A 22,926-nucleotide genomic window follows, 5' to 3' on the forward strand; every position below is an offset into this window, starting at 1 on the left:
CCGAACCTACAACCTGCCCGGAGGGGGGCTCAGGATGCGCATCGGAATCGTCGTCGACTCTGCCTGCGATCTGCCGCAGGACTTCATTGAACAACACAACATCGTGCTGCTGCCGATCACGGTGCGCATCGGCGAAGCCGTGCTTGCCGACCACCGCGACGAGCAGGCCACGCTCAGTTTCCTGCACGCCCATGTAGCCGAACACGGCGCCGAAGCGGAGACCATTCCGTTCAGCGTCACCCAGATCCGCGACCTGTTCCTGGGCAAGCTGGTGATCGATTACGACCATGTGTTCTGCATGACGATCACCAAGACCCGCAGCCCCATCCACGACAACGCGATGCAGGCGAGCTTCGCGATCCTCAACGACTACAAGCCGGTGCGCCAGGCGGCAGGCTTCAACTCGCCCTTCGCGCTGCGGGTGCTGGATACCCAGAACCTGTTCGCCGCCCAGGGCGTGACCGCGGTGGAAGCGGTGCGCCTGCGCGAGAGCGGGGCCAGCGTGCAGCAGATCCGCGAGCGGCTGGAAATGCTGGCGCAGAACGTGCACGGCTACATGGTCACCCGCGACCTGTACTACATGCGCGCCCGCGCACGCCACAAGGGGGACCGCAGCGTGGGCCTGCTCAGCGCGGCGCTGGGCAGTGCACTGGACATCAAGCCGGTGCTGCACGGGTACCGCGGTGAGACCGGCCCGGTGGCCAAGATCAAGGGCTTCGACAACGCGGTACAGAAGCTGTTCGACTTCGTCGGCCAGCGGGTCAAGGCCGGGCTGATGACCCCCACCGTGTGCGTCAGTTATGGCGGCGAGCTGGCCGACCTGCAGGCGCTGCCCGGCTATGCCAGCCTGCGCCAGACCTGCGAGGCGCACGGCGTGCAGATGTTCGAAGCGGTGATGAGCCTGACCGGCATGGTCAACGTGGGCAAGGGCGCACTCACGGTGGGGTTTGCCGACGGGCCGCATACCTTCAGCGCGTAGTGCCGGTCTTCAGCGCGTAATGCCGGGCTCTGCCCGGCAACAACCGCCGCGATCTGCACGCCAAATCCACCGCGTTTCTGCCAGCCTTGCAGCCTTCAACGGAGATGACCATGTCGCAGTACCACATCAGCCTGCCGGACCCCTCCAAGGCCCGCGGCAACGATCCAGACCTGTCCTTCCACTCGCAGAGCGCGGCCGGCTTCGCCGAGGAACTGCAGGACGCCCTGCGCAGCACCGCCCTGTTCGAGAAGTGGCGCGCCAAGCAGCCCGACCCGGATGCGGTCGAGTCGCAGTGGGGTGCCACCGACCCCGATGCCACCGTGATCGGCGCGCAGGATGACCTGCGCATCAACCTGGTGGTGACCACCCGCATCGACAGCGATGTGTTCAAGCAGCGCCTGCGCATGCTGGCCGGGCACCACTGGGAACTGCGCGACGTGCGTTGAGGTTGGGTGCCGGCCAGCGGCCGGCACTACCGGGTGTTGTGACATTGCGGGTTGCCGGCCAGCGGCCGGCACTACCGGGTGTCGTGCCAGCCGCCGCCCAGCGCGCGGTACAGATCCACCCGCGCCATGGCCGCGGTGGCCTGGCTGTTGGCCAGCGCCGCCTGGTTGTCCAGCGCGATGCGCTGGGTGGTGAGCACGTCCAGCATGTCGACCACGCCCGCCTGGTACTGGCGCCGCGCCGCGTCCAGCGCGCGTTCGCTCTGGTCCACCGCCACCTGCAGCGCGGTACCGCGTTGCTGCTCGGCGGCGTAGCCGTCGATCGCATCATCCACTTCATGCCAGGCCTGCAGCACGGTGCGCTGGAACTGCAGCGCCGCCTGTTGCTGCTGCAGCCGGCTCACGGCGAGGTTGGCCTTGAGTCGGCCGCCCTGGAAGATCGGCAGGCTGATCGATGGCCCGATGCTGAAGCGATGCGCGTTCCAGCCGTCCAGATCGTCCAGCTGCTGCGCCTGGTAGCCGATGTCGCCGTTGAGGGTGATGCGCGGCAGGAAGCTGGCCTTGGCCACGCCGATCGAGGCAGTGGCCGCATGCAGGGCCGCTTCGGCGCGCCGGATGTCCGGGCGGCGCTCGGCGAGTTCGCTGGGCAGTCCGGTGGCCATGGTGGGCAATGCCGGCCAGTCGCGGCGGATGTCGGCAAGGTCTGCATCCAGCGTTTTCGGGGGGTGACCGAGCAGCATTGCCAGTGCGTTGCGCAACTGCGCATCGCGATGCCGCAACGGCACCAGGCGGGCCTCCAGCGCCGCCACCTGGGCCGCCGCACTGGCCACCTGCAGGGTGCTGGCCACGCCCTGCGTTTGGCGCACGCGGGTCAATCGCGCGATGTCGTGTGCAATGCGCAGGTTGTCCTCGGTGATGGCCAGCAGCTGGCGGGTCGCGCGCAGCTGCAGGTAGTCGCGCGCGGTTTCGGCCAGCACCGCGGTCTGCATCGCATGGGCGTCCTCAGCGGCGATCTCGATGCGCGCGTCGGCGGCCTCCACCTGGCGCCGCACGCGGCCCCACAGGTCCAGCTCCCAGCTCACACCGATACCGGCCTGGAACAGGCCGTAATCCTCACGTCCGCCATTGCCGGACGGATCGTTGAGACCCACTTCGCTGTTGCGTGCGCGCACGCCGCTGGCGATGGCACCCACGCTGGGCACGCGCTCGGCCGCGACGAAGCCGCGCGCGGCACGGCTCTGCTGCACGCGGTTGGCCGCCAGCTGGATGTCCAGGTTGGCCTGCAGTGCCTGCGCGGCCAACGCGGCCAGGGTGGGATCCTCGAACGCGGCCCACCACTGTGCATCGCTGGCCAAGGTGTCAGCGCTGACCGCAGCGCCCTGCCACTGGGCGGGCAGCTGCGCGGTCGGGCGCACAAAGTCGGGGCCCAGGGTGCAGGCCGTCAACGCCGCACACAGCACGCCCAGCGGAAGCGCGCGCCAGGTTACTTTGCCGGTCATGCGCCCGCTCCTTCAAGGCCGCGATGCCCGCTGTCCAGGTCGACGCTGGCCTCTACCGACATGCCCGCACGCAGCTGGCCGAGCAACGGCTGGTCCTTGTCGAGCACGATCTTGACCGGCACCCGCTGCACCACCTTGGTGAAGTTGCCGGTGGCGTTTTCAGGGGCCACCGCCGCGAAGGTCACGCCCGTGGCCGGCGCGATGCTGTCGATGTGGCCATGCAGCGGCTGGCCGGGGAACATATCCACCTGCAGGTCCACCGCCTGCCCCGCGCGCATGCGGGTGAGCTGGGTTTCCTGGAAGTTGGCCACCACGAACGCCTGCTGCAGCGGCACCACCGCCAGCACCGCCGTGCCCGGGGTGAGATAGGCGCCCACGCGGATCGCGCGACGGCCGACCACACCGTCGATCGGCGCGCGCAGTTCGGTGTGCGACAGGTCCAGTTCGGCCCGCGCCTGCGCCGCTTCGGCGCGTTGCACCGCCGCCTGCGCTGCCTGCACGCCGGCGCTGAGAATGCCGGTGCGCTGGCGTGCGGTAAGCAGCGCCGCCCGGCCCTGGTGCAGGTGCGCGCTGGCCACGGCCTGGCGCGACTGGGCCTGCTGCGCGTTCTGCACGGTGCCGGCGCCGTCGCGGGCCAGCGCACCGTAGCGCTGCTGGTCGGCCTGGGCCAGGGTCAGTTCGGACTGGGTCACATCCAGCGTGGCGCGCGCCTGGTCGATCAGCGAATCCTGCTGGGCCAGCGCGGCCTGCGCATTGGCCAGCTGCGCACGCGCATTGGCCAGGTCGGCACGCGCGGCAGTCAGGGCCACCTGGTAGTCGCGGTCATCGATGCGGGCCAGCACGTCGCCGGCCTTCACCGGTTGGTTGTCGGCCACGCGCACTTCGCTGACGAAGCCGGCCACCTTGGGCGCCACCACGGTGAAATCAGCGGTGACGTAGGCATTGTTGGTGCGCTGGTGGCGGCCGTCGCGCAGCAGCAGCCAGCCGCCGACGGCAAGCACCAGAACGCCTGCGGCGATGACGAAGGGAACGTGTTTTCGGGTGTCGCTCATGGGAAATATCCTGGAATTCAAGCCACGGCGCGTGGCGGGAAGATGCGGGTGGGCAGCCATGGAATCAGCGCGATCAACGCGACGGCGACCACGGCAACCAGCAGGTAGAGATCGGCGGCGGTGAGTGCGACCACCTGCGCATGCAGGCGCGCGCCCAGCGACGGCGAGGCGGCAGCGTCCAGCCACGGCGCGTTGCCCAGGCGCTCCACCAGCACGGTGGAATGCAGGTGGTTGCGCGCGGTGGTCACCGCCTCAAGCACGCCCCCGGCCAGCACCGCGGCAAAGCCTTTGACCGTGTTGAACCAGGCCGAGGCGAACGGGCCGTCGGCCGGCGCCAGGCTGCCGGTGGCCAGCAGCAACAACGGCAGCACCGCCATCGGCTGGGCAAGAATCTGCACCAGTTGCAGCAGCACGAAGTTGTCGCGGTTCCAGTCGGTGCCCAGGTGGCTGCCCAGCCAACAGGCCAGCGCCAGCAACGCCAGCCCGGTCGCCTGCACCCAGCGGCAGTCCACCCGGCGCTGATTGAGCAGCGTGGCCACCAACGGCAGTGCCAGCAGCTGTGGAATGGCCACCCACAGCATCAGCGGCGCCGTCTGCAGCGGCCGGTAGCCCTGCACCTGGGCCAGGAAGCTGGACGGAATCAGGATCACCGCCAGCAGCACGAACAGCACCCCGCCCAGGGTGATCAGCGCGTAGCTGAGGTTGCGGTTGGCCAGCAGTTGCAGCTTGAAGAACGGCAGCGGGTGCGACCATTCGTTGTAGAAAAACAGCACGAGCAGGCCACTGCCGCCGCCGAGCAGCGTGCAGATCAACGGCGAGGCGAACCAGTCCAGCCGTGGCCCCTGCACCAGGCCCAGCACCAGCATCACCAGCGCCGGCAGGCCCAACGCCAGGCCCAACCCGTTGAACTGTGCAAAGCGCTCCAGCCGCAGCGGATCCTGCGGCAGGCCCCAGCCGACCATGGCGATGGCCGCGATGCACCACGGCACGATCTGCCAGAAGGCCCAGTGCCAGCCCACGTATTCCACCCACAGCGCCGCCATCGGCGTACCCAGGCTGGGCCCGAAGGTGGCGGTCAGTGCATAACCGGCCAGCCCGTACAACTTGATGCCCGGCGGCAGGAAGCGCAGCGCCACGCTCATCAGCAGCGGCGGCAACGCGCCACCGGCCAGGCCCTGCAGCGCGCGCAGGATCAGGAAAGACGGCAGGTCCGGGGCCAGCGGGCAGAGCACGCCCAGCAGCATGAACGCACCGATCATGCACATCGCAAAGCGACGCAGCGAGAACGTCACCGCACACCACGGCGCGAACGCCATCGCGCTGACCGACATCGCCGTGTACACCGCCACGATCCAGCTGCCCGCATCGACGCTGAAACCCATCGCACCGCGAATGTCGGCCAGCGCGACCTTGGTGACGTTTTCGTTGATGCCCGAGATCAGCACCGCCAGCAGCACGCCGCACAGGCCGACCGCCAGGCGCGGGCTCAGCACGGCCTGCGGCGGCGACGCCGGGGCGGCAGGTGCGGCAGGTGCAGCGGCGGCCGGCACGGGTGCGCTCAGCGCATTCATCGCGCACCGCCGCTAACGGCACAGTGCACGGCATACAGCAGGAACATGGCAACCACTCCACGACGGGGAGCGGCAGTCTAGGCAGTGCGCATGCTGCGAAAAATGCTGTGCCGGCCAATCCTGGAATGCGTCACGCGCACGTCTCGAGGGTCACCCTGCACGCCCCGCCCGCGTCCCCAACTCAGGCCAGGCCTGACTGTGCATCGCACAGGGCTTTGATGCTGCGGCGCAGCCAACGATGCGCCAGATCGCTGTCCAGGCGTGGGTGCCATGCCTGCACCACAACGGCGGTGCTGACCGGAATCGGCAGCTCGAACAGCCGCAGCGGCACGCCCAGCCGTTCCAGCCGGCCCAGCATCACGCTGGGCATCTGCGGCAGGATCAGGTCCGAATCGGCCGCGGCGAAGATCGCCGAATGGAAGGTGGGCATGATCTGCGCCACCCGGCGCTGCAGGCCCTGCGTGGTCAGGTAATCGTCGATCGGCCCATGCGCGCGCCCGCGCCGCGACACCGCGATGTGGTCGTAGGCGACGAACCGCTGCACGGTGATCTCGTCGGCGAACAGCGGGTGGTCCTCGCGCGCGGCCCCGAAGAAGGAGGTACTGAACAGGTTCTGCACCTTGGTATCGGCGCCGTGCTTGCCGGCGGTGCTGATGTGCAGGTCGATGCGGCCCTGCTGCATGGCATCGTCATCGCCGTCGCCTTCGGGCACGAAGCGCAGCACTGCGCGCGGTGCCTGGGACTGGAACAACTCGCGCATGCGCCCGCCGTAGGTGCCCACGAAGACATCGTTGGCGCGGATGCTGAAGGTGCGCTCCAGGGTCAGCATGTCGACCTCGCGGCCGGCGTTGAACACCAGGTGCGCCTGTTCGATCACCTCCCGCACCTGCTCGCGCAGTTGCAGCGCGCGCGGGGTGGGCGCCAGCCCCCGGCCCGAGCGCACCAGCACCGGGTCGCCGACCGCCTCGCGGATGCGCCCCAGGGTGCGGCTCATCGCCGGCGCGCTCAGGTTCATCCGCCGCGCAGCGCCGACCACGCTGCCCTCCTCGATCAACACGTCCAGGGCAAGCAGCAGGTTCAGGTCAGGCATGGCGGTGGCACACAGGGAGGATGGCAGTCACTTTACGGCATGCCAATTCGACGATTCATGCGTTTGACGCAATCCATGCCTGCGGCGCACGGCATGGGTGCGCGCGGTGCTTTGCGCGACCATCCCCGTCCCCCTTGCGAGATGCCGCATGTTCACCTCCATCCTGGTCGCCATCGACGGCGGCCCCCAGCACGCCCAGGTGCTGGCACTGGCCGGGTCGCTGGCCACCCCGCACACCCGCCTGCACCTGCTGTGCGTACTGGACCCGGCCTTTGCGCTGGCCGACGATGCCCCGCGCGCCGATCGCACCGAGTACGCGGCCGCCGACGCCCAGCGCCAGCAGGCCGTGCACCTGCTGACCACCGCGCTGGACCAGCTGCGCGAGCGCGGCATCGATGGCGTGGCCAGCCACCCGGCCGGGGAACCGGCGCAGGTCCTGTGCGATTACGCCCGCCAGCACGACTGCGACCTGATTGTCATCGGCCACCGGCATCTTTCCCGGATGGAGCGCTTGTTTGAACGCTCCGTCGGCCAATGGACCATCGACCACGCCCCGTGCCCGGTGCTGGTCGAGGTCCGCGACGCCGGTCCCTGACCCCCTCGCAGGCCGCCCATGCCCTATCGCACCCCCATGTCCCCCACCCGCGTCAGCTACCAGTCGATCGGCAGGCGATGCAATGCCGTCGAGCAGCGCCTGCTGTGCGCGCTGCGCCGGGTGGCCGACCCCGCGACCCGCGATGACGCCGTCGCCCTGCTGGGCGGCCTTGGCCTGGATGCCGACGGCGTCGGCGCCTTCACTGCGTTGGTGCCACTGCTGCGCACCGGCCACGCGCCGATCGAACTGCTGCAACCCGGCTCGCCGTTCATTGGCGCCACCGAACTGGACCTGTTGGCCTGCGTGCGCCGGCTGTCGCAATGGCGCCATCCGCGCCCGCGTGCACACCACGACGGCGATGCCATGGTGGCGCTACGCGACCAGCTGGCGCAGTGTGCCCACGCCGCACGCCAGGCCGACCTTGGCCTGCGCCTGACCACGCTGTCACCGGTGGGCCTGCGCCTGCTCGATCCGGCTGCCTGGGTACGCAGCTGACTGTCGTGCGGGATACGGATCTACGGTTGAGCGTGCGCCTCGGGCAGCCGACCTTCCACCACGCGATTGCGGCCGGCGCGCTTGGCCTCGTACAACGCGGCATCGGTAGCGGCCAGCAACGCGATGGGGTCGGCCGAGGTTACCTGCGCCACGTGCGCCACCCCGATGCTGATGGTGACACCCACGCTGCCGATCGGATCGGCGGTGGCCAGCCGCAACCGCTCCACCGCCAGGCGCATGGTCTCGGCCAGGGCCAGCGCGCCGTCGCGGGTGGTACCTGACACCACCACCGCAAACTCCTCGCCGCCGTAGCGGGCCACCACGTCGGTGCCACGGGTAGCGCATCCGGACAGCGCGGTGGCCACGGCACGCAGGCAGGCGTCGCCCAGCGGGTGGCCGAAGCGGTCGTTGAATTCCTTGAAATGATCGATGTCCACCATCAGCAACGCCATGCCCTGGCCGCTGCGTCGCGCGCGGCTCCACTCCGCCTGCAGCACCTGATCGAACTGGCGGCGGTTGGCCACACCGGTCAGTGCATCCACCCGCGCCAGCACGTCCAACTGATCCTGGCGTTCCATCGCGCGCACCTGCATCACCACCCCGCGCAGGCCCGATCCCAGCGTGGCCAACGCGAAGCCAACCACGGCCAGGTGCGGGTGTGCCTCCACCATCAAGGCCGACACCACCAGCAAGGCCGCCGGCAGGATCAACGGGCTGCCGGCACGCACCGCCAGGGCCAGGCGGCGCCGCGCGTCCATGGCCACCGCGTCGCCACGGCGCAGCGCCAGGCAGGCCAGCAGCAGGAACGGAATGTCGATGATCAGATCGGCCAGGCCGCCGTAGCTGGCCTCGGTGGCGACATGGTTGATGTAGGCCGCCACGCCCATGTACACCCAGGCGAAGGCGGTCAGGGCGCGGAAGAAGATGCGCCGCGATGCGTCCTCGCTGGCCAGATAGCGCACCAGCGCGAAGGCGGCGATGAACAGGTTTTCGATGTCGAACATCAGGCGCAGGCTGTTGATGCCCTGCTCGGGGGCATCGCTCATCGTGGCGAACGAGAAGGTGTGCACGAAGAACAGATAGCCCAGCAGCAGGGCCAGCGCGCCGTCGATGACCACCAGGTACCACGGCTCGTAACGCGGATGGGCCATCGCAAACGTCAACGGCACCCCGTACAGCACGTACAACAGCATGCTCACCCCGGGGGTTGCATCGGGCGTGCCCAGGCCGATTTCCTGGTACATGTTCAACGCCATGCCACCGGCCCACAGCAGCATGCCGGCGCTCAAGGCCAGCCAACCCACCCGCGCCTCGCTGTGCAGCATCCGCCACAGACAAGCCAGGGCGGCCAACACCGGCGCACCGATCAGGAACGAGAACGACACCGCCTGCGCATGGCCCGGCAACAGCACCAGGGCCAATCCGTGGCACACGATGTACAACGCCGCCAACACAGCTGCCATGCCATCCCCGCCCGGATGCGATGTGGACCCACGATACCGCCTTTGCCGTGCACCCGGTGCAGCCGCGCGTGTCACTTCACAGCGCCTGCACGCGCTCGCCGCTGCGCTCAGCTGCGCGTCAGCGTTTTCACAACAGCCGTGCACACCGCTGCGGCATGGTGCAGGTGAGCCCGCCCTGGAGTAGTCAATGCCGTTGCGTCCCACTGCCACCGTTTCGCTGCTGGCGCTGGCCCTTGCCAGCGCTACGCCCGCATTTGCCCAGCAGCCGGCTGCCCTGCCCGCACCGGTTGCCGAAAGCAGCACACCCGCCACCGGCCCGCGTTCGGACCTGCACGCGCAGGTGCTGCTGGATCGCGCGCATTTCTCGCCCGGCCAGATCGATGGGCTGACCGGCTCCAACCAGAAGCGCGCGGTGGCCGGCTTCCAGGCCGCACGTGGACTAAAAGTGACCGGCGAGCTGGATGACGCCACCTGGCAGGCGCTGCAGCCGGACGCAACCCCGGTGCTGGCGCGCTACACGCTCACTGCCGAGGATGTGGCCGGTCCGTTCGCGCCCATTCCGAAGAAACCGGCCGAGCAGGCCAAACTGAAGGCGCTTGGCTACGCATCGGTGGACGAGGCGCTGGGCGAACGCTTCCACGCCGCGCCCGAACTGCTGCGCGCGCTCAACCCCGGCGTGGACCTGGCCAAGGCCGGCAGCGAGATCCAGGTGCCCAACATCGCACCGGCGGCGTTGCCCAAGGCGGCCAAGCTGGTGATCGACAAGTCCGATTCCACGCTGCGCCTGTACGACGCGCAGGGCAAGGTGTACGCACAGTTCCCGGTGTCCTCGGGCAGCAAGCACGACCCGCTGCCGATCGGTAAGTGGAAGATCCTGGGCATCTCGCGCGACCCGACGTTCCACTACAACCCCAAGCTGTTCTGGGACGCCAGCAAGAAGGAAAGCAAGGCGCTGTTGCCGCCGGGCCCGAACAACCCGGTGGGCCGGGTCTGGATCGATATTTCCAAGCCGCACTACGGCCTGCACGGGACGCCCGAGCCGGGCCACGTGGGCAAGACCGAATCGCACGGCTGCGTGCGCATGACCAACTGGGACGCGCTGCAGGTGGCCGACGCGGTGGATGCGTCGGTGCCGGTGGTGATGCAGGAGTAACCGGATGAAACTGACCAAGCTGCTGGCACTGGGACTGGTGGTCGGGATTGCCGGCTGGTGGTGGCTGGGCCCGGTGGTGAACGGCCCGCGCGCGGATGCGGACGCCACGGCTGCGGTCCCGGTGCCGCCCCCGGCTGATCCGGCGGCGCTGGCCGCCCCGACCCGGGCGGCGCCAGCGGCCATGGCCAGCAGTGCGGCCCCGGTAGCGCCGCTGACGCTTGCTCCGGCTGCGGCACCGGCCCGCCCGGCAGACGGCAGCGCGCTGGTGCTGCCGGTGCAGGGCATCACCGCCGCCCAGCTGCAGGACACCTTCACCGACGCCCGCAGCGAAGGCCGCGTGCACGATGCCATCGACATTCTGGCGCCGGCCGGCACCCCCGTGCTGGCGGTGGCCGATGGCACCATCGAGAAGCTGTTCAACAGCGATCGCGGCGGGCTGACGGTGTACCAGTTCGAGCCCGGCGGGCGGTATTGCTACTACTACGCCCATCTTGAGCGCTATGCCGACGGCCTGGTCGAGAAGCAGACCGTCACCCGCGGCCAGGTCATCGGCTACGTCGGCAGCACCGGCAATGCCAGTCCCGAGGCCCCGCACCTGCACTTCGAGATCCATACCCTGGGCCCGGAAAAGCACTGGTGGGAGGGCGCCTCGCTGAATCCCTACCCGGTGCTGCGCGGCGAGCAGCGGCTGCCCTGAGCCCGCCCGGGGGTGCGGCGGCCCGCTTGAACAGCCGCCGATGGCCGGCCCGCCCGGAAGATGCGAAAATCCCTCCCCCTTTCAGGCTGGCACATTGGCGCCGGCCGCATACCCGAGATTCCGTGAAGACCCCCCAAGGCTTGCAGGCGCTGATCGACGACGGCGTGATCGATGAAGTGTTGCGCCCGCTCAAGAGCGGCAAGGAAGCGGCCGTGTACGTGGTCCGCAGCGGTGACGACGTGCGCTGTGCCAAGGTCTACAAGGACATGGCCCAACGCAGCTTCCAGCAGCGCGTGCAGTACCAGGAAGGCCGCAAGGTGCGCGGTAGCCGTGAAGCGCGTGCGGTAGGCAAGGCCAGCAAGTACGGTCGCAAGCAGCAGGAAACGGCCTGGAAGAACACCGAGGTGGACGCGCTGTACCAGCTGCGCGACGCCGGTGTGCGCGTGCCCGAACCGCATGGCTACTACCATGGCGTGCTGGTGATGGAGCTGGTGACCGACGCCGACGGCTTTTCCGCCGCGCGCCTGGGCGAAGTGGAGCTGGAGGCCGACCAGGCCCGCGACTTCCACCAGACCCTGGTCCGCCAGGTGGTGCGCATGCTGTGCTGCGGGCTGATCCATGGCGATCTGTCGCCGTACAACGTGCTGGTGGGGCCGGATGGCCCGGTGGTGATCGACTTCCCGCAGGTGGTCAGCGCCGGCGGCAACAATGCCGCGCGCAGCATGCTGCTGCGTGACGTCAACAACCTCACTGCCTACCTGGGGCGTTTTGCGCCGGAGCTGCTGGACAGCTGGTATGGCGAGGAAATGTGGGCGTTGTTCGAGGCCGGCGACCTGCTGCCCGACAGCCCGCTCACCGGCACCTTCGTGCACGACGAAACCACCATCGACCTGGACAGCGTGCGCCACGCCATCAACGATGCGCGCGAAGAAGCGCTGATCCGCCAGCAGGGTCGCGAGGCCGCGGAAGAAGACGAGGATTGAGGCGGCGGTAGAGCCACCCCATGGGTGGCTGTTCCTTGTTCCGGTATCGCGCGCAGCCGACCAACGGTCGGCTCTACCCTTCCGTTATCGCGTGCAGCCGACCAACGGTCGGCTCTACCCTTCCGTTATCGCGTGCAGCCGACCAACGGTCGGCTCTACCCCTCTGGTGCTGCGTGCAGCCGACCAACGGTCGGCTCTACGATCAGGCGTGCAGCGCGTTGGCGTGGTGCGCCGATCAGGCGTGCAGCGCCTTGGCGTGGTGCGCGATGTGGTCGCCGATGAACGTGCTGATGAAGTAGTAGCTGTGGTCGTACCCCGGCTGCAGGCGCAGCTGCAGCGGGTGGCCTGCGGCGGTGCAGGCGGCCTGCAGCCACTGCGGCTGCAGCTGGGTGTCCAGGAACTCATCGCCACCGCCCTGGTCTACCAGCAGCGGCAGCTTTTCTTCGGCGGTGGCCACCAGTTCGCTGGCGTCCCACGCCGCCCAGCCGCTGCGGTCTTCGCCCAGGTACGCGGTGAACGCCTTCTGGCCCCACGGCACGCGGGTGGGTGCCACGATCGGCGAGAACGCCGACACGCTGCGGTAGCGGCCGGGGTTCTTCAGCGCGATCACCAACGCACCGTGGCCGCCCATCGAATGCCCGCTGATGCTGCGCGCACCGCTTGCCGGCAGATGCGCTTCCACCAGCGCCGGCAGTTCGTCCACGATGTAGTCGTACATGCGGTAGTGCGCCGCCCACGGCTGCTCGGTGGCATTGAGGTAGAAGCCCGCACCCTTGCCCAGGTCGTAGCCCTCGGCGTCGGCCACGTCGTCACCGCGCGGGCTGGTGTCCGGGGCCACCAGGATGACCCCATGCTCGGCCGCATAGCGCTGCGCGCCCGCCTTGGTGATGAAGTTCTGCTCGGTGCAGGTCAGCCCGCTCAGCCAGTACAGCACCGGCAGTGTCTGCGTGGCCGCCTGCGGCGGCAGGTACACCGCCACCTTCATCTCGCAACCCAGCACCGCCGAGCGGTGCTGGTACACGTCCTGCCAACCGCCGAAGGCGGCGCGATGTTCGATGCGTTCCATGGAAGTTCCTTCAGGGGCGGTCGCGCGCAGGCGCGCCGCCGGTGTTGATGTCATGGTCGAGCTGCGCAAGCAGCTGCAGCAAGGGCTCGCATTCGTCCTGACCATCCAGGTTGCGCCGCGCCGCCACCGCAACCTGGCTCTGCGGCGGCCATTGCCCGTCGCGGCGTGCTTCGTGCAGGCGCGGCAGGAACACCTGCACCAGCCACTGTTCGAAGGGCATCTCGTCGATGCCGAACGGTGAATCGACGTGACGCGGCGCGCCGACCGGCCCCTGCAACCAGCCGAGCGCGCGCAACGCCTGCTCGATCTGGTCGACCAGCGCATCACGCAGCGGCACGGCCGGACGCTTCCAGAAGTCGGTCAGTCCCATGGGCCGCTCAGTAATGCACCACCGAGCGGATCGACTTGCCTTCGTGCATCAGCTCGAAGGCCTCGTTGATCTGCTCCAGGTCCATGGTGTGGGTGACGAACGGCGCCAGTTCGATGTCGCCCTTCATGGCGTCTTCGACCATGCCCGGCAGCTGGCTGCGGCCCTTCACGCCGCCGAAGGCGGTGCCCTTCCACGAGCGGCCGGTGACCAGCTGGAACGGACGGGTCGAGATTTCCTGACCCGAGCCGGCCACGCCGATGATCACCGACTGGCCCCAGCCACGGTGCGCGCATTCCAGTGCCGCACGCATCACGTTGACGTTGCCGATGCACTCGAAGGTGTGGTCCACGCCCCAGGTGGTCATCTCCACGATCACCTGCTGGATCGGCTTGTCGAAGTCCTTCGGGTTGACGCAGTCAGTGGCACCGAACTGCTTGGCCAGGTCGAACTTGGACGGGTTGGTGTCGATGGCGAAGATGCGGCCGGCCTTGGCCTGGCGCGCGCCCTGGATCACCGCCAGGCCGATGCCGCCCAGCCCGAACACGGCCACCGAATCGCCTTCCTGCACCTTGGCGGTGTTGTGCACCGCGCCGATGCCGGTGGTGACGCCGCAGCCCAGCAGGCACACGTGTTCCGGGTTCGCCTCGGGGTTGATCCTGGCCAGCGAGACCTCGGCCACCACGGTGTACTCGCTGAAGGTCGAGCAGCCCATGTAGTGGTAGATCGGCTCGCCGTTGTAGCTGAAGCGGGTGGTGCCATCGGGCATCACGCCCTTGCCCTGCGTGGCGCGTACGGCCACGCACAGGTTGGTCTTGCCCGAGGTACAGAACAGGCACTCACCGCATTCGGCGGTATACAGCGGAATGACGTGGTCGCCCGGCGCGACGCTGGTGACGCCCTCGCCCACTTCCACCACGATGCCGGCACCTTCATGGCCCAGCACGGCCGGGAACAGGCCTTCCGGATCATCGCCGGACAGGGTGAACGCATCGGTATGGCAGACACCGGTATGGGTGATCTTGACCAGCACTTCGCCCTTCTTCGGCGGGGCGACGTCGATCTCGACGATCTTCAACGGCTGGCCGGGACCAAACGCTACAGCGGCACGGGATTTCATCGGGAACTCTCCAAGGCAAGGAACAAGACAGGTGCGCGCGCGGGTAGCCGCGCGCTTATTTCAGGTAGGAACGGATCAGCGCGCTCATGTCGCGCACACGCTCGGCGCGCTGCGCATCGGACTGCGCCGGCTGGCCGAATTCTTCACGCAGGTGGGCTTCCATCACTTCGGACATCAGCCCGTTGACCGCACCGCGGATCGCCGCGATCTGCTGCAGCACCGGCCCGCACTCGGCCCCGGCGTCCAGCGCCCGGTCCAGCGCATCGCACTGGCCGCGGATGCGGCGCACGCGGGCCAGGACCTTCTTCTTTTCTTCCGGGGAGTGCGGCACGGGCAAATGACCAGAGAACTATACTGGGGGATAGTATACACAACCGCTCGCGCGGGTCACTGCGCGGTTGCTTCGGCGCAGGCCATGGGCTAGAACGGTGCTCCCCCTCGTGAACCGCCCGCATGGACCGCCACGCATTCTGGACCCTCATCGAGCAGGCCCGGCAGGACGCCCCGTCGCCGGACGCCCTGCCCGCGCTGCTGACCCAGCGCCTGGCCGCACAGGACGCCGATGCCCTCCTGCGCTGGTGCGGGTATTTCCAGATTTACCATGCCCTGTCATACAAGAGCCGGTTGTGGGCGGCGGCCTACATCATCACCGACGGCTGCAGCGACGATGGCTTCGATTACTTCCGCGGCTGGCTGATCGGGCAGGGTCAGGCGTGCTTCCTGGCCGCCCTGCGCGACCCCGATTCCCTGGCCGCCCATCCGCTGGGCGCTACGCCGTCGGAGGGCGAAGGCATGCTTGCGGTGGGAGGCGCGGCCTGGTTTCAGCACCAGGGCATGGAGCCGGACCATGTCGCGCTGGGCGAGGCAATGCGCGCGCACGCGCCGAGTGCAGCCGACCACGCCGCGCTCATGGCCACGATCCACTACGCCGCCGATATCGATGCGCCGTGGGACGACGTTGATGGCGACGTGGAGGCGCTGGTGCCGCGGTTGGCGGCGCGGTTCGGCTGAGCCAGAAACCTCCTACCCTTCGCCGCCGTCCTCGACAGCGGGCGTGCCATGCAACCAGTCCAGCACGTCCCGGTGCAACTCAAGCGCCTGTGCCTCAGTGGGCGTACTCCACAGGCTGTGCCGCATGCCGGGCACCTCCACGTAGCGGAAGGTAACGCCCGCCCCCTGCATCGCCGTGGCCAACTTCCGTGCCGACGCCACCGGCACCGAGCCGTCGCGCTCACCGTGCACCACCAGCAACGGGGCACGCAGATCCCGCAGCACGTTGGCCTCCACCGCATCCAGGCGACCGGCCCAGACCGCGAAGGTGTTGGCCTCGCCCATCCAGTCCTTGCCGGGCACTGGCTCAGCGCGAATGGTGTCCATCCTGGCGCGCAGTTCCTGGCGGCAGGTGGTTGGCGTGCCGTTGGCTGCACACACCATGTCCTGCATCGATTCGGCCATCGGTGTCCCGCCGCCGAAGCCGATCAGCGCCACCGCCGTAGTCTGCGGCGCGTACGCGGCCAGCTGCGCGCCGATGCGCCCCCCATCGGAGAATCCCCAGATCCACAGCGCGCCGTTCCACCACGGTGCGTGGCGGTGCAGATACTGCAACGCACGCAGGTGATCAATAACGCGTTGATCCAGGGTGTAGTGCTGGCGGAACGCGTCGCTGCAGTGGAACTCCGGGCCGATGTCGATGCCACCGTCGGCAGTGCGCGGCGGGACGACGGTGCCGGGCTTTTCGATCACGGCCAAGGCGAAAGGATGCGGGCCGTCCACCTGCTGCTGAAGCCACGCCACGCTGTCGTTGAGCGTGGACGGAATGCACAGCGAGCCATCGATGAAGACCAGCAACGGCACCTTTCCCGCCGACGCAGGCCGGTGCACCTGTACATCCAGAAGGGTTCCGTCCACGCGGGGTACGCTCAGCTGCTCATGCAGCGGCGACGCGCTTGCCGCGCCCAGGCACAGCACGCCGACAATTGCCCAGGTGACACGATGAATCGCGTTGATCATGGTGCATCCATTGGCGGTGTCATTCCGCTGCGAACGTCAGCGCGCGCCGCGCACGGAGCGGCGTTTGCGTGCGCGCGGCGTCGGGCGGAAACAGGCTGATGTAACCGGCAGCGATCGCCCGGTCACGCAGGCGCGTGCCCACGCCCTCGGCCGCGACGATGGCCACATGGGTGACGCGCCCCTGCGGGTCCACGTCCATCTGCCATTCCACCCGTCCCACCCAATCCGCGGGCGAAATGTCCGCGTCGTAGTTGGGGCGGCCGTACACATAGGCGATGGCGGGGTCGCGCATGTACGGTGAATCATCCAGCGTGCGATCCACCCGCACGGTAGCGCTGGCATGGCGTCCATCGCCCAGCCACGTGTCCACCGTCCACTGCCCGGGCGCGCCGTCGTGGCCCAGCTCTGCGGGGAAACACTGCTTGCGGCCGCGATAGTCGGCATGGGTGCTGCGGGACACCTCCATGCCAGCCCCGTCGCGGATCGCCAGGGTCAGGCCCTGCACATCGGTATCGTGCGCATTCGCCGCGACGCACACCTGGTGCACCGGACCACCTTCCAGAACGAACTGCCGCGTCTGTTGCCGTGCCAACGCCCCCACCGGTGTCCTGGCCCACAGAAATTCGATGTAGATGGCCTCGGTACTTGCGGCCTGGCTGGCCTGCGCCGCCGGGCTTGCCAGCAGCAGTATCGGCAGCCCGCACCGGATCGTGCTCATCACTGCGTGTGCGCCGCGCATCTCCACTCCCGTCCGTGGTTGGTGGCATTGATGATGGCCTGCTTGGCACGGCACTGACAACCGATGCCTACCGGCCCGGCTCAGTCGAACGCACCGGCATCGGCCAATGTCGCCAGCGCATCCACCACGTAACGCACCTTCGGGCGCAGGTGCCGGGTCTGCGGCCATAGCGCGTGGATCTCCACATGGTGCTGCATGCAGTGGCCCAGCACCTGCTGCAACGCGCCCGTCTGCAGGTGCTGTTTCACCAGGAAGTGCGGCATCTGGCAGATGCCCAGGCCGGCGATGGCCGCCTCGATCACGGCATCGCCATCGTTGAGCTGGTGGGTGCCGCTGGGAATGAAGCGCGCTTGCCCCGCGTCTTCTCCGATCCGCCACGCCACCGGCTGGCCGTACCGATAGCCGACGATGCTGCGATGCGCATGCAGGTCGTCCACGGTGGCGGGCGTGCCGTGCCTGTCCAGGTAGGCCGGTGACGCGCAGGTGATCAGCTGCTGGGTGCCCAGCCGTCGCGCGACCAGGTGCTGGGCCTGGTCCAGCCCACCGAAGCGGATCAACAGGTCGATGCCTTCTTCGACCGGGTCCACGAAGTGGTCGGTGAAGGTCATGGTGAGCTGCAGTTCGGGGTGTTCGGCACAGATGCGCAGCAGCACCGGCAGGATCATCAGCCGCCCGAACGAGGACGGCATGTCGATGCGCAGGCGGCCTGCCGGCAGGTGCGAGGCCGAGCCCAGGCATGCCTCGGCCGAAGCGATCTCTTCCAGCGCGGTGGCGCAGGAGGCGAAGTAGGCCTGGCCATCGGCGGTGAGCGAAATGCGCCGCGTGGTGCGATGGAACAGCCGCACGCCCAGGCGCTCCTCCAGCCGCGCGATCGCCTTGCCCACCGCCGAGCGCGAGATGCCCAGGGTCTCGGCCGCTTCGGTGAACGTGGCCGAGCGCGCCGTGGTGACGAAGGTGACCAGCCCGTTCAACGATTCCACTGGCAGCATCACCGCGCTCCATTGGGGACACAATGTCCCACTTACTGGGAAATTGAAGTCCTTTATGCACCTCCAGGTCAACCCTATCTTGAAGGGGTCGCGCCGCTGGCGCCCCCTTCCCCACGAGTTCCGCCTTATGACCGCCCTGCTCTTCCAGCCCTACGACCTCGCCGGCACCCCCCTGCGCAACCGCATCGCGATGGCGCCGATGACCCGCGCACGCAACCCCGGCACCGTGGCCAACGCCCTCACCGCGCAGTACTACCGGCAGCGCGCCAGTGCCGGGCTGATCATCAGCGAAGGCACCCCGGTGTCGCCGCAGGGCCAGGGCTACATCGACGTGCCGGGCATGTGGTCGGCCGAACAGGTGGACGGCTGGAAGCCGGTCACCGCTGCCGTGCATGCCGAAGGGGGCGTCATCTTCGCCCAGCTCTGGCACGTGGGCCGCATGTCGCACGCCTCGCTGCAGCCCGACGGCGGACAGCCGGTCAGCGCGGGCACCCGCCCGGTGGCCAGCGACCCGAAGAGCAGCGCGTTCGTTTACCGCGAAGACGGCAGCCGTGGGCAGGCCGATCCGACCCCGCCGCGTGCCCTGCGCACCGACGAGCTGCCCGGCATCGTCGACGATTTCGCTAGCGCGGCCGACAACGCGATCGCCGCCGGTTTCGACGGCATCGAACTGCATGCGGCCAACGGCTATCTGTTCGAACAGTTCCTCAACCCGGTCACCAATGACCGCACCGACGGCTACGGCGGCACGCTGCAGAACCGCGCACGTCTGATCCTGGACACCATCGATGCGATGGCTGCGCGGATCGGATCGCACCGCGTGGGCGTGCGGCTGGCACCGAACAACCTGCAGTTCGACATGCCCGAGTACGTCGGCAACGAAGCGGCGTATCTGTACCTGGCGCAGGAACTGGGCAAGCGCGACCTGGCCTACGTGCACCTCAACGACAACCATGCACGGGGCGTGTCGGTCCTGAGCGAGGCATTCCTGCGCACGTTCAAGCAGAGCTACGGCGGCACCCTGATCCTGGCCGGCAGCCTCACCCGCGCGCGGGCGCTGCAGCTGGTGGACGACGGCATCATCGATCTGGCGGCGTTCGGCCAGCCGTTCATCGCCAACCCGGATCTGGTGGCGCGGCTGGAGCGCGACGTGGCACTGGCGGTGCCGGATCGGGGCACGTATTACGGCGGTGGGGCGGAGGGATATACCGACTATCCGGTTGCCGGCTGATCATCGGGCCGGCGCGGGCGTGGTGATTCCGTGCGTGCGTGCAGCCACCCGTGGGGTAGCTCTACCTGTGCCCCGCCGGCGGTAGAGCCACGCCATGCGTGGCTGGGTTTTCGACGTCGGCGCTGCGTGCAGCCACCCATGGGGTGGCTCTACCGTCCGCCCGCGCGGGGTCATCGCAACATCAGGCCCCGCCATGGGTTGGGTACGTCGCCCATGAGGGCCACCACCGCTGCATCGAGTTGCCCGGTGGCGGCCAAGGTGGCCACCGGGTGCGCACGCAGGTGCGGCGGCAACGGCGCCGGCATCCGTCCGGCGTCCAACGCCAGCAGATGGTCGGCGAGCTGGCGGAAGTCCGCGTCGCTGAGTGCAGCAGGCCCAGGCATGGCCGCCGTCATGCCTGCACGTAGGGAATGCGCTCGTTGAGGCGCGCGAAGCCGATCACCTGGCGGATCAGTGCATCGGCCTGGTCTTCGTGCAGTGCGCCATCGGCGATGGCGTCGGTTTGCCCGAACCACGTTTCCAGTGCCTGCACCTGGTCGGCACGCAGCCACGCGCGGTGCGTGCCCAGCCAACGCTGCAGGTTGTCGGCCAACGCGCCGTCGTCCAGCAGCGAATCCTCCAGGTCCAGCACCGACTCCACCATCTTGCGGAACAGGAAGTCCTGGTAGTTCGCGGCCAGCAGGTCGGCGCGGTCGTCGTCGTGCCAGACCAGCAGCACCGGCGGTTCGGCAAAGCCCGGTGCGTTGGTCCAGAAGCAGTACACATCGCCGGCACCGGTTTCGGCGAACGGCAGCAGCTGCATGTCCGCCCGCAGCGGGTTGTAGTGGTCGGCGGCAGTCAGGTCCGACCACGCCTCGTGCAGCCGCTCGCGCGCGATCGGCTCGTAGTCGTAGGCATACAGCAGCACCGGCGGTGCGGCCTGCAGCGCCGGAAACACGACCTTGACCCACTCCGGGTGCGGGCCACCAAAGCCCAGCCGATCCTCGGCGTCCAGCTGCCGGTAGAGCGGCGGGAAGGCTTGGCCGGTGGCCTGTTCGATATCGGAAAGCGTGTGCATGCAGGATCCAAGAAGCCGAAGAGAGGCGCGCTCAGCGCGTGGTGTAACGATAGACCACGCTGGACGAAGAAGGGCGTGCAATCGACTGCCCGGACACGGCGACCACCGGCAGCGCATAGCTGCCATCGCGCATCACACCGACATGCTCGACGCGCGCATGGCCTGCCCGCCGCGACGCCAGCATGGCGTGCAGGCGTGGCTCAATGCACGCGCCTGCGCGGCTAGGCGGTGGTGTCGCGCACCATGTCCACGAATGCGCGCAGCGCCGACGACATCTGCCGTTGCCGCGGGTAATACAGCACGAAGCCGGGGAACGGTTCACTCCAGTCTTCCAGCACTGCCACCAGGCGGCCATCGTCCAGGTACGGGCGCGCGGAGTCTTCCAGCACGTAGGCCAGGCCAAGGCCGTCGAGCACGGCCTGCAGGATGGTGTGCTGGTCGCCCAGGGTGAGCCGGCCGGGAACGTCCACCTCCAGTTCCTGGCCGTCGCGTTCGAACTGCCACTTGTACAGATGGCCGCTGGCGAAACGGAAGCGCACGCACTCATGCTGCGCCAGTTCGTGCGGATGCGCTGGAATGCCGCGGCGCTGCAGGTAGGACGGCGCGCCCACGATCAGGCCGCGCAACGGCGGGCCCAGCGGCACCGCCACCATGTCTTCGGGCACTGATTCATGCAGGCGCACGCCGGCATCGAATCCCTTGGCGACGATATCCACCAGGCCATCGTCCTGCGCCAGTTCGATGCGCACGTCGGGGTGGGCCTGCAGGAACCGCGCCAGGCGCGGGCCGAGCTGGGTCTGCACGGCGGCGCGGGTGGCGTTGATACGCAGCAGGCCGGCCGGGGCGGCGCGGAAGTGATTCATTTCCTCCAGCGCGTCATGCACCTGATCCAGGGCCGGCTGCAGCCGTTCGAGCAGGCGCTGGCCGGCCTCGGTGAGGGCCACGCTGCGGGTGGTGCGATGGAACAGGCCCACCCCCAGCCGTTCTTCCAGCGCGCGGATCGCATAGCTCACCGCCGAGGTGGACAGGGCCAACTCGGCGCCCGCCTTACGGAAGCTGCGGTGGCGGGCCACGGCGGCGAAGGCGGCCAGATGGGTCAGATTGTCAGTGGCCATGATTATCCCGTTTCACTTGATGAATCATGCCGATATCCTGACTGTTTGTGCACGGGATCGGGGCGTATTGTAAAGCGCCTTTCTACAAACCTGCCAAGGATTCCCCATGTCCCTCGCCCATGGTTATGCGGTGCACGACCAGACCGCCCCGCTGGTGCCGTTCTCCTTCGAACGTCGCCCGGCCGGTCCCGATGACGTCCGCATCGAGATTCTCTTCAGCGGCATCTGCCACTCCGATCTGCACCAGGCCCGCGACGACTGGGGCGGCGCGATGTTCCCGATGGTGCCCGGCCACGAGATCATCGGCCGCGTAACCGAGGTCGGTGCCAATGTCACCCGCTTCAAGGTTGGCGACTTCGCCGGCGTCGGCTGCATGGTCGATTCGTGCCGCCACTGCGCGGCCTGCGATGAAGATCTGGAGCAGTACTGCGAGAAGGGTGCCACCTACACCTACAACAGCACCGAGCGTGATGGCGGCCAGCCGACCTTCGGCGGTTACTCCGACCACATCGTGGTCGAGCAGCGCTTCGTGGTGAAGGTGTCCGAGAAGCTGGACCTGAAGGCCGCTGCGCCGCTGCTGTGCGCCGGCATCACCACCTATTCGCCGCTGCGCCATTGGAAGGTCGGCCCCGGCCAGAAGGTCGGCGTGATCGGTCTGGGTGGCCTGGGCCACATGGGCGTGAAGTTCGCCAAGGCGATGGGCGCCACGGTGGTGATGATCACCACCACTCCCGAAAAGGGCGCCGATGCCAAGCGCCTGGGCGCCGATGAAGTGCTGGTCTCGCGTGATCCGGCGCAGATGAAGGCGCATGCCGGCAGCTTCGATTTCCTGCTCAACACAATCCCGGTGGGTCACGACACCAACCCGTACATGGCGTTGCTCAAGCGTGATGCCACCATGTGCCTGGTCGGCGTGCTGACCGAGCTGGATCCGCCGCCGACCGGCGTCAGCGTGATCTTCGGCCGCAAGCACATCACCGGTTCGGCGATTGGCGGCATGGCCGAAACGCAGGAGATGATGGACTTCTGTGCCGAGCACAACATCGTCAGCGATGTGGAAGTGATCGACATCAAGACCGTCAACGAAGCCTGGGAACGCATGGCGAAGAATGACGTGCGCTACCGCTTCGTGATCGACATGGCCACGCTGGAAAAAGCGGCCTGATCCTTCCGCAGGTTCAAATGAAAAATCCCGGAGATACCGCATTGCTG

At 68.3% G+C, this 22,926-nt stretch carries 26 protein-coding genes; 10 read left to right on the forward strand and 16 right to left on the reverse strand.

What is annotated here, in order from left to right; genetic code table 11:
* The first annotated feature begins 34 nt into the window (after positions 1–34).
* On the forward strand, positions 35–979 hold the full coding sequence (locus AC6CHL_RS06675) for a DegV family protein (protein WP_038686319.1): 945 nt from the start codon (positions 35–37) through the stop codon (positions 977–979).
* A gap of 104 nt (positions 980–1,083) precedes the next feature.
* The gene (locus AC6CHL_RS06680) at positions 1,084–1,425 is read left to right on the forward strand and encodes a hypothetical protein (protein WP_463601656.1); all 342 of its coding nucleotides are present in this window, start codon (positions 1,084–1,086) and stop codon (positions 1,423–1,425) included.
* Between the two features lie 71 nt (positions 1,426–1,496).
* On the opposite strand, the gene AC6CHL_RS06685 is transcribed toward AC6CHL_RS06680, so the two are convergent.
* From AC6CHL_RS06685 to AC6CHL_RS06700, 4 genes are all read right to left on the reverse strand, one after another.
* Positions 1,497–2,921 carry an efflux transporter outer membrane subunit gene (locus AC6CHL_RS06685; protein ID WP_498293916.1) on the reverse strand — a complete coding sequence of 475 codons (1,425 nt, stop codon included), beginning with the start codon at positions 2,919–2,921 and terminating at the stop codon, positions 1,497–1,499.
* Complete coding sequence (locus AC6CHL_RS06690) at positions 2,918–3,973, reverse strand: HlyD family secretion protein (RefSeq protein WP_498293918.1); 1,056 nt, start codon at positions 3,971–3,973, stop codon at positions 2,918–2,920. Before AC6CHL_RS06690 ends, AC6CHL_RS06685 begins: the two co-directional genes overlap by 4 nt.
* A gap of 17 nt (positions 3,974–3,990) precedes the next feature.
* Positions 3,991–5,544 (reverse strand): MFS transporter, encoded by a 1,554-nt coding sequence (locus AC6CHL_RS06695; protein ID WP_498293920.1) that lies wholly within the window; start codon positions 5,542–5,544, stop codon positions 3,991–3,993.
* A gap of 181 nt (positions 5,545–5,725) precedes the next feature.
* Positions 5,726–6,634, reverse strand: a complete 909-nt coding sequence (locus tag AC6CHL_RS06700; protein WP_038686309.1) for a LysR family transcriptional regulator — start codon at positions 6,632–6,634, stop codon at positions 5,726–5,728.
* Positions 6,635–6,782: 148 nt separating this feature from the next.
* Here AC6CHL_RS06700 and AC6CHL_RS06705 point away from each other — a divergent pair, with 148 nt between their 5' ends.
* Both AC6CHL_RS06705 and AC6CHL_RS06710 read left to right on the forward strand, forming a co-directional pair.
* Positions 6,783–7,229 (forward strand): universal stress protein, encoded by a 447-nt coding sequence (locus tag AC6CHL_RS06705; RefSeq protein WP_314404064.1) that lies wholly within the window; start codon positions 6,783–6,785, stop codon positions 7,227–7,229.
* A gap of 36 nt (positions 7,230–7,265) precedes the next feature.
* On the forward strand, positions 7,266–7,724 hold the full coding sequence (locus AC6CHL_RS06710; RefSeq protein ID WP_244880175.1) for a hypothetical protein: 459 nt from the start codon (positions 7,266–7,268) through the stop codon (positions 7,722–7,724).
* 20 nt (positions 7,725–7,744) lie between these two features.
* Here the strand turns inward: AC6CHL_RS06710 and AC6CHL_RS06715 are convergent, their stop codons facing one another.
* Positions 7,745–9,187 carry a GGDEF domain-containing protein gene (locus tag AC6CHL_RS06715; protein WP_498293923.1) on the reverse strand — a complete coding sequence of 481 codons (1,443 nt, stop codon included), beginning with the start codon at positions 9,185–9,187 and terminating at the stop codon, positions 7,745–7,747.
* Between the two features lie 187 nt (positions 9,188–9,374).
* Here AC6CHL_RS06715 and AC6CHL_RS06720 point away from each other — a divergent pair, with 187 nt between their 5' ends.
* The 3 genes from AC6CHL_RS06720 (at position 9,375) to AC6CHL_RS06730 (ending at position 12,020) form a co-directional block, all read left to right on the forward strand.
* The gene (locus AC6CHL_RS06720) at positions 9,375–10,340 is read left to right on the forward strand and encodes a L,D-transpeptidase family protein (RefSeq protein ID WP_498293925.1); all 966 of its coding nucleotides are present in this window, start codon (positions 9,375–9,377) and stop codon (positions 10,338–10,340) included.
* A gap of 4 nt (positions 10,341–10,344) precedes the next feature.
* Positions 10,345–11,037 carry a M23 family metallopeptidase gene (locus AC6CHL_RS06725; protein WP_498293927.1) on the forward strand — a complete coding sequence of 231 codons (693 nt, stop codon included), beginning with the start codon at positions 10,345–10,347 and terminating at the stop codon, positions 11,035–11,037.
* Positions 11,038–11,159: 122 nt separating this feature from the next.
* On the forward strand, positions 11,160–12,020 hold the full coding sequence (locus AC6CHL_RS06730) for a PA4780 family RIO1-like protein kinase (RefSeq protein ID WP_038686301.1): 861 nt from the start codon (positions 11,160–11,162) through the stop codon (positions 12,018–12,020).
* A gap of 235 nt (positions 12,021–12,255) precedes the next feature.
* Here AC6CHL_RS06730 and fghA read toward each other — a convergent pair whose 3' ends face one another.
* The 4 genes from fghA to AC6CHL_RS06750 are packed head-to-tail and all read right to left on the reverse strand — an operon-like array spanning position 12,256 to position 14,904.
* On the reverse strand, positions 12,256–13,086 hold the full coding sequence (fghA, locus tag AC6CHL_RS06735) for an S-formylglutathione hydrolase (protein ID WP_038686298.1): 831 nt from the start codon (positions 13,084–13,086) through the stop codon (positions 12,256–12,258).
* 10 nt (positions 13,087–13,096) lie between these two features.
* Positions 13,097–13,456, reverse strand: coding sequence for a YqcC family protein (locus AC6CHL_RS06740; protein ID WP_038686297.1), 360 nt, complete (start codon positions 13,454–13,456; stop codon positions 13,097–13,099).
* A gap of 7 nt (positions 13,457–13,463) precedes the next feature.
* The gene (locus AC6CHL_RS06745) at positions 13,464–14,573 is read right to left on the reverse strand and encodes an S-(hydroxymethyl)glutathione dehydrogenase/class III alcohol dehydrogenase (protein WP_038686296.1); all 1,110 of its coding nucleotides are present in this window, start codon (positions 14,571–14,573) and stop codon (positions 13,464–13,466) included.
* A gap of 55 nt (positions 14,574–14,628) precedes the next feature.
* Positions 14,629–14,904, reverse strand: a complete 276-nt coding sequence (locus tag AC6CHL_RS06750; RefSeq protein ID WP_038691827.1) for a metal/formaldehyde-sensitive transcriptional repressor — start codon at positions 14,902–14,904, stop codon at positions 14,629–14,631.
* A gap of 122 nt (positions 14,905–15,026) precedes the next feature.
* Between AC6CHL_RS06750 and AC6CHL_RS06755 the strand changes: the two genes are divergently transcribed.
* On the forward strand, positions 15,027–15,584 hold the full coding sequence (locus tag AC6CHL_RS06755) for a DUF4240 domain-containing protein (RefSeq protein ID WP_498293930.1): 558 nt from the start codon (positions 15,027–15,029) through the stop codon (positions 15,582–15,584).
* A 12-nt stretch (positions 15,585–15,596) separates the two neighbouring features.
* Here the strand turns inward: AC6CHL_RS06755 and AC6CHL_RS06760 are convergent, their stop codons facing one another.
* From AC6CHL_RS06760 to AC6CHL_RS06770, 3 genes are all read right to left on the reverse strand, one after another.
* Positions 15,597–16,583, reverse strand: coding sequence for an alpha/beta hydrolase family protein (locus tag AC6CHL_RS06760; protein WP_498293932.1), 987 nt, complete (start codon positions 16,581–16,583; stop codon positions 15,597–15,599).
* Between the two features lie 19 nt (positions 16,584–16,602).
* Positions 16,603–17,322 carry a hypothetical protein gene (locus tag AC6CHL_RS06765; RefSeq protein ID WP_244880174.1) on the reverse strand — a complete coding sequence of 240 codons (720 nt, stop codon included), beginning with the start codon at positions 17,320–17,322 and terminating at the stop codon, positions 16,603–16,605.
* Positions 17,323–17,402: 80 nt separating this feature from the next.
* Positions 17,403–18,311, reverse strand: a complete 909-nt coding sequence (locus AC6CHL_RS06770) for a LysR family transcriptional regulator (protein WP_498293934.1) — start codon at positions 18,309–18,311, stop codon at positions 17,403–17,405.
* 127 nt (positions 18,312–18,438) lie between these two features.
* Between AC6CHL_RS06770 and AC6CHL_RS06775 the strand changes: the two genes are divergently transcribed.
* A complete protein-coding gene (locus AC6CHL_RS06775; RefSeq protein WP_498293936.1) occupies positions 18,439–19,542 on the forward strand; it encodes an alkene reductase in 1,104 nt (367 codons plus the stop codon).
* Between the two features lie 170 nt (positions 19,543–19,712).
* Here AC6CHL_RS06775 and AC6CHL_RS06780 read toward each other — a convergent pair whose 3' ends face one another.
* Genes AC6CHL_RS06780 through AC6CHL_RS06795 form a run of 4 tightly spaced genes read right to left on the reverse strand, consistent with a single transcriptional unit; the run spans position 19,713 to position 21,714 of the window.
* Positions 19,713–19,925: a hypothetical protein gene (locus AC6CHL_RS06780; RefSeq protein ID WP_185753454.1), complete on the reverse strand. Its 213-nt coding sequence runs from the start codon at positions 19,923–19,925 to the stop codon at positions 19,713–19,715.
* Positions 19,926–19,933: 8 nt separating this feature from the next.
* On the reverse strand, positions 19,934–20,599 hold the full coding sequence (locus AC6CHL_RS06785) for an SMI1/KNR4 family protein (protein ID WP_498293938.1): 666 nt from the start codon (positions 20,597–20,599) through the stop codon (positions 19,934–19,936).
* A 31-nt stretch (positions 20,600–20,630) separates the two neighbouring features.
* The gene (locus AC6CHL_RS06790; RefSeq protein ID WP_498293940.1) at positions 20,631–20,783 is read right to left on the reverse strand and encodes a hypothetical protein; all 153 of its coding nucleotides are present in this window, start codon (positions 20,781–20,783) and stop codon (positions 20,631–20,633) included.
* A gap of 37 nt (positions 20,784–20,820) precedes the next feature.
* Positions 20,821–21,714, reverse strand: a complete 894-nt coding sequence (locus tag AC6CHL_RS06795) for a LysR family transcriptional regulator (protein ID WP_038686281.1) — start codon at positions 21,712–21,714, stop codon at positions 20,821–20,823.
* 106 nt (positions 21,715–21,820) lie between these two features.
* Between AC6CHL_RS06795 and AC6CHL_RS06800 the strand changes: the two genes are divergently transcribed.
* On the forward strand, positions 21,821–22,879 hold the full coding sequence (locus tag AC6CHL_RS06800) for an NAD(P)-dependent alcohol dehydrogenase (RefSeq protein ID WP_447595680.1): 1,059 nt from the start codon (positions 21,821–21,823) through the stop codon (positions 22,877–22,879).
* Positions 22,880–22,926: the final 47 nt, after the last annotated feature.

The organism is Stenotrophomonas sp. GQ19 (assembly GCF_059758695.1).

What these genes read in the sequence shown, in the direction of transcription:
- AC6CHL_RS06710 (WP_244880175.1), top strand. Translation starts at nt 7,266, where the DNA reads ATGTCCCCCACCCGCGTCAGCTACCAGTCGATCGGCAGGCGATGCAAT.
- AC6CHL_RS06675 (WP_038686319.1), top strand. Translation starts at nt 35, where the DNA reads ATGCGCATCGGAATCGTCGTCGACTCTGCCTGCGATCTGCCGCAGGAC.
- AC6CHL_RS06745 (WP_038686296.1), bottom strand. Translation starts at nt 14,573, where the DNA reads ATGAAATCCCGTGCCGCTGTAGCGTTTGGTCCCGGCCAGCCGTTGAAG.
- AC6CHL_RS06725 (WP_498293927.1), top strand. Translation starts at nt 10,345, where the DNA reads ATGAAACTGACCAAGCTGCTGGCACTGGGACTGGTGGTCGGGATTGCC.
- AC6CHL_RS06770 (WP_498293934.1), bottom strand. Translation starts at nt 18,311, where the DNA reads ATGCTGCCAGTGGAATCGTTGAACGGGCTGGTCACCTTCGTCACCACG.
- AC6CHL_RS06785 (WP_498293938.1), bottom strand. Translation starts at nt 20,599, where the DNA reads ATGCACACGCTTTCCGATATCGAACAGGCCACCGGCCAAGCCTTCCCG.
- fghA (WP_038686298.1), bottom strand. Translation starts at nt 13,086, where the DNA reads ATGGAACGCATCGAACATCGCGCCGCCTTCGGCGGTTGGCAGGACGTG.
- AC6CHL_RS06685 (WP_498293916.1), bottom strand. Translation starts at nt 2,921, where the DNA reads ATGACCGGCAAAGTAACCTGGCGCGCGCTTCCGCTGGGCGTGCTGTGT.
- AC6CHL_RS06690 (WP_498293918.1), bottom strand. Translation starts at nt 3,973, where the DNA reads ATGAGCGACACCCGAAAACACGTTCCCTTCGTCATCGCCGCAGGCGTT.
- AC6CHL_RS06790 (WP_498293940.1), bottom strand. Translation starts at nt 20,783, where the DNA reads ATGCTGGCGTCGCGGCGGGCAGGCCATGCGCGCGTCGAGCATGTCGGT.
- AC6CHL_RS06695 (WP_498293920.1), bottom strand. Translation starts at nt 5,544, where the DNA reads ATGAATGCGCTGAGCGCACCCGTGCCGGCCGCCGCTGCACCTGCCGCA.
- AC6CHL_RS06705 (WP_314404064.1), top strand. Translation starts at nt 6,783, where the DNA reads ATGTTCACCTCCATCCTGGTCGCCATCGACGGCGGCCCCCAGCACGCC.
- AC6CHL_RS06680 (WP_463601656.1), top strand. Translation starts at nt 1,084, where the DNA reads ATGACCATGTCGCAGTACCACATCAGCCTGCCGGACCCCTCCAAGGCC.
- AC6CHL_RS06780 (WP_185753454.1), bottom strand. Translation starts at nt 19,925, where the DNA reads ATGCCTGGGCCTGCTGCACTCAGCGACGCGGACTTCCGCCAGCTCGCC.
- AC6CHL_RS06740 (WP_038686297.1), bottom strand. Translation starts at nt 13,456, where the DNA reads ATGGGACTGACCGACTTCTGGAAGCGTCCGGCCGTGCCGCTGCGTGAT.
- AC6CHL_RS06700 (WP_038686309.1), bottom strand. Translation starts at nt 6,634, where the DNA reads ATGCCTGACCTGAACCTGCTGCTTGCCCTGGACGTGTTGATCGAGGAG.
- AC6CHL_RS06720 (WP_498293925.1), top strand. Translation starts at nt 9,375, where the DNA reads ATGCCGTTGCGTCCCACTGCCACCGTTTCGCTGCTGGCGCTGGCCCTT.
- AC6CHL_RS06795 (WP_038686281.1), bottom strand. Translation starts at nt 21,714, where the DNA reads ATGGCCACTGACAATCTGACCCATCTGGCCGCCTTCGCCGCCGTGGCC.
- AC6CHL_RS06755 (WP_498293930.1), top strand. Translation starts at nt 15,027, where the DNA reads ATGGACCGCCACGCATTCTGGACCCTCATCGAGCAGGCCCGGCAGGAC.
- AC6CHL_RS06775 (WP_498293936.1), top strand. Translation starts at nt 18,439, where the DNA reads ATGACCGCCCTGCTCTTCCAGCCCTACGACCTCGCCGGCACCCCCCTG.
- AC6CHL_RS06760 (WP_498293932.1), bottom strand. Translation starts at nt 16,583, where the DNA reads ATGATCAACGCGATTCATCGTGTCACCTGGGCAATTGTCGGCGTGCTG.
- AC6CHL_RS06715 (WP_498293923.1), bottom strand. Translation starts at nt 9,187, where the DNA reads ATGGCAGCTGTGTTGGCGGCGTTGTACATCGTGTGCCACGGATTGGCC.
- AC6CHL_RS06765 (WP_244880174.1), bottom strand. Translation starts at nt 17,322, where the DNA reads ATGCGCGGCGCACACGCAGTGATGAGCACGATCCGGTGCGGGCTGCCG.
- AC6CHL_RS06800 (WP_447595680.1), top strand. Translation starts at nt 21,821, where the DNA reads ATGTCCCTCGCCCATGGTTATGCGGTGCACGACCAGACCGCCCCGCTG.